Here is a 3,577-nt window from a genome sequence, read left to right on the forward strand (position 1 = left end):
TATTCGTCGCGATGGACGGGCTGGATGGCTTACAGGCCAACGGTATCAGCAATCTGGTGACAGCGTATATCAACGCGGTGGGTATCAAGAAAAAAGGTGCCTGCCACCTGTTCCGGCACGCGATGGCGACGCAGATGCTGGAGAACGGGGCGGACCTGCGCTGGATACAGGCGATGTTAGGCCATGCCAGCGTGGAATCCACCCAGGTGTATACGCAGGTCTCTATCCGGGCCTTGCAGGCGGTACACGCCAGCACGCATCCGGCGGAGCAAATGGCCGACGAAACAGTCAGCGACGCCGATGAGGTGGGTTTACTGGCCGACCTGTACGCCGAAGACAACACCGACACGGACACGCCGCCGGACAGCCCGACACCGACCTGAAACCCCGATAGCCGCTGACCGTCCGCCCGCCCCCGTTAAGTTAGGCGGGTTCGGTGTGGGGGCAGACCGTGGCCGGACTGCCCGTCGGCATCGGCGCACGCGGGGGTAAATAGTCGTCAGGCGGCCCAACCGCTGGCGTCCCCGTTGAGCCGGTACAGGCCGCCCAACGCCTATTTAACATAATGCGGGGGAATTATACGCACTGCGCCGGTGAGCCCGGGCAATCGCCTGAGCATTGATGAGCGGCTTAATGCGTATAATTGGCATTATGTCTTGCGCCCCCGCGGGTCGGCATTGCGGGGAGTGGCGCACAAGGCTGCGCCTTATGCTCTAACCGACTGAGCCGGACATCGGCAACCCTGAGTGCTTCTTTAGCTGCCCTGCAACCGTTGGGCCAACACCCCTGAAGGCAGGTCGGCCTGCGGCCTCCGCTCATTGACTTCCCCCCGCCCCAACCCTGCTGCACTGGCTGTGCCCCGTGCAGCCCCCAGGGGCTTCCCCGAACAAAATCGCGTGGTCATGCAAGGTCATATGCAAGCCGAAGCCACAGTGCCTCAGAGCGTCGCAGGGGCGCCGCTTGCGGGCTCTATGCCGCCCGCGCCCGCAGAACGGCCGCCCGCCGCCCAAGCGAGTTGGGCGACGTTCGCCCGTTGCCGAAAAAGGCGCTACACTGACCCGAGTACGGCAGGAAAAACCGGCGTTCAGGGGCGAAAAGCGCGTCAGGGGGTTTTGGGGTCGGCGGTGAACGGACATTGAAAAAAACGGGTTGTAACTGACTGAGGGCATTAGGAAAATCGGCGTTCGGTAATCAACGTCGCAATGGAATGCGTTGTTGTGGACAATAACCACCTCAGTGTGGAGAAGAATCAATCACGCAGTGAGGAACTGGTTAATTGTCAGGGTGATACCAATTGCCGTTCTGCTGTCAGGGATAAATATCGGCAGGAATATGACAAGGTTCAGGAGCGGATAGCAACGTGTTCAGGCGCTGACCAGTGCGTTACTGTTGCCAAAGAGCTGCGGGCATTGCAAGGTGATTACAGCGCACGAATAAGCGAAATTCAGGAAAAAGCCAGAATGCAGGGACTGGATTCCCTCACGCCAGCAGAAGTGCGGGAATGGGCAGATTTACGCGGTGCGATGTCGAATATTGATGCATCACGGAATTTAGTGCTCCATCGTGCCCAAATCACCGGAGGCTCAGAAGAAACCACCCAGGAAATCGTGAAGATTATGGGGCAGACGGGGATTGCGGCGTCTGCGGGGGTGGCCGGAGGGATCAGTAAGGCTGGAGTAAAAGGCGGCGGAGATGTTGGAAAAGACAAGCCATCGTATCAACCGAATCAGGGAGCTGTTGGGAATATGAAAGAATTTCTTACTCAACCCGGTTTTGGTACTCAAATAAAAAATAGTACACAAAAAACCAGCCAAATATATCAGGGGCAGAGTGTTTACAAAGCCAATAACAATATTGGAAAAGTGATTAAAAAAGGTGATCAGCTATATCTTGATGGTCAACATAAAAACCATCTTGAGGTTTTTGATAACAAAGGGAAATTTAAGGCTGTCTTAAATTTAGATGGTACGGTAAACCAGACCAAAACTGATGCTGCTAAAGGAAGGAAATTATAAATGTCTATGCGTAGAATAGCGTTAAGCAATAAAAAACTGCGTGGTATACCACGTAGACTACGTTCCTTGAAAACATGGTCCGAGTCATATAGAACCTATTTTCCTGTTATCACTGAAAATGATTATTCTTATGGTTACTGGAATGTGAAAATTCCGGTGTATTCAGCATTAGTACAAGGAAAACAGACAAATAAAAACATTCAATCTATTTGTGCTCAAGATTTGATAGATGCAGCTTATAACATTTATAAGGCGAAGCCCGACAACGAAAATAATATAAGAATTACTTGTTCGATTGTATTGCCTGATATGTTTTCAAGTGAATTATGTATATTCACATCCGAGGAATATTTCAATGAACATACGCGTAATGGATATAATCGGTTTGGTAAAATAACTTTATTGAGTGAACGAAGTTTATGCAAAGAATGGAACTTACAATTACCCGATGGTTTTTCAGAGCTAGGTGTTCTTAGAATAAGTGAAGATGACGAGGGAAAGCCCTATTATTCTGAATACTGGTATATTGGTGAAGTTAACTAAAGCTAAGAATTTATGTTTTAAATATAAATCTCGGCCAACAACGCCGAGATTTTACTTTATATACCAGCTAATTATCCTTCATTAACCAGCCGGATAATAAACATAAAAATCATCTTGAAGTTTTTGATAACAAAGGAAACTTTAGAGTTGTGTTAAATATGGATGGCTCCATTAATCTGGTCAAAACAAGGGCTGCGGAAGCTGAAGGGAGGAAATTACTAAAATGATTAGTGAAAACTATTTCGATGAATTAAAAAATATTTATCTTTATCTTTCAAAAAAGATATCAGAATGTCCAATAGATCAAGGAGATCTATTGATTGACTATGAGGATAAACAAGATGCTTTATTTGAACGAAATTTCGAGTCACTAAAAAATGCAAAGGAATTACTAAAACAAGCTAAGTTAAATGATGACAAAATCGCAATGCAGGCGGCGTTAGTTTATATCAGAGTGTATGCAATGGGACTGTCAAGCTTTTTTGATTCTTTTAAAGAAGATGCCGACTCTTTGTTAAAGGCTTCAGATTGGCCGAACATCCCAGAGAATTACCAATTTCCAGAATGTTACAATTATCTACTTAGTAAATAGCATCAATCCCCGTTAATCTGAACTGCCACCAAATGTTAGATAATCATCCGGCATTTAAAAAGGGCAGTTCATTACGTCTGAAAAAAGTGGCTTACAGGCTAAAAAGTCGCGTCGGGGCGTTGTGGGCTGGGCATCGAACCGTACCGGGAAGAATGGGGTTTAACTGACTGAGTATACAGGGAAAATCGGCGTCCGGCGGTCAACGTCGCAATGGAATGCGTTGTTACTGACAATAATGCACTGAGCTTGCCAAAAGGGATGGCGGATTACGGTCGGTCAGCATCCAGTCTGGCTACCGCGATGTTAAATGAAGGTAAATCCCCTCAAGAGATTTCAGCGGCATTGTCAAAACATGCCAAAGGCGATCACCCGGAAGGACAAGATCCAGTAAGAGGGTTGGTAACAGCATGGGGAGCGGGAATGTCCA

General features: G+C 47.9%; 6 protein-coding genes and 1 pseudogene. 6 read left to right on the forward strand and 1 reads right to left on the reverse strand.

From position 1 onward, the window contains the following. A partial coding sequence (locus tag C5471_RS22730) for a tyrosine-type recombinase/integrase (protein WP_166296485.1) occupies positions 1–383 on the forward strand: 383 nt, incomplete at its 5' end. 247 nt (positions 384–630) lie between these two features. On the opposite strand, the gene C5471_RS22735 is transcribed toward C5471_RS22730, so the two are convergent. Beyond that, positions 631–819: a hypothetical protein gene (locus C5471_RS22735; protein WP_166296487.1), complete on the reverse strand. Its 189-nt coding sequence runs from the start codon at positions 817–819 to the stop codon at positions 631–633. 398 nt (positions 820–1,217) lie between these two features. Here C5471_RS22735 and C5471_RS22740 point away from each other — a divergent pair, with 398 nt between their 5' ends. From C5471_RS22740 to C5471_RS22755, 5 genes and pseudogenes are all read left to right on the forward strand, one after another. Further along, entirely contained in the window at positions 1,218–2,015 is a 798-nt protein-coding gene (locus C5471_RS22740; protein WP_339959321.1) for a hemolysin BL-binding protein, read from the forward strand. Continuing rightward, a complete protein-coding gene (locus tag C5471_RS22745) occupies positions 2,016–2,558 on the forward strand; it encodes a DUF3916 domain-containing protein (protein ID WP_133813330.1) in 543 nt (180 codons plus the stop codon). A 223-nt stretch (positions 2,559–2,781) separates the two neighbouring features. Continuing rightward, positions 2,782–3,150, forward strand: a complete 369-nt coding sequence (locus C5471_RS22750; RefSeq protein ID WP_133813329.1) for a hypothetical protein — start codon at positions 2,782–2,784, stop codon at positions 3,148–3,150. Positions 3,151–3,182: 32 nt separating this feature from the next. Beyond that, complete coding sequence (locus C5471_RS24975) at positions 3,183–3,317, forward strand: hypothetical protein (RefSeq protein ID WP_278250193.1); 135 nt, start codon at positions 3,183–3,185, stop codon at positions 3,315–3,317. A 43-nt stretch (positions 3,318–3,360) separates the two neighbouring features. Beyond that, positions 3,361–3,577: pseudogene (locus tag C5471_RS22755) on the forward strand (hypothetical protein); the annotation flags it as partial.

The organism is Photorhabdus tasmaniensis, from assembly GCF_011189505.1.
GTDB lineage: Bacteria > Pseudomonadota > Gammaproteobacteria > Enterobacterales > Enterobacteriaceae > Photorhabdus > Photorhabdus tasmaniensis.

Bases quoted from the DNA above. Each gene is read 5' to 3' on its own strand.
- C5471_RS22735 (WP_166296487.1), bottom strand. From the start codon at position 819: ATGAGCGGAGGCCGCAGGCCGACCTGCCTTCAGGGGTGTTGGCCCAAC.
- C5471_RS22745 (WP_133813330.1), top strand. From the start codon at position 2,016: ATGTCTATGCGTAGAATAGCGTTAAGCAATAAAAAACTGCGTGGTATA.
- C5471_RS22750 (WP_133813329.1), top strand. From the start codon at position 2,782: ATGATTAGTGAAAACTATTTCGATGAATTAAAAAATATTTATCTTTAT.
- C5471_RS24975 (WP_278250193.1), top strand. From the start codon at position 3,183: ATGTTAGATAATCATCCGGCATTTAAAAAGGGCAGTTCATTACGTCTG.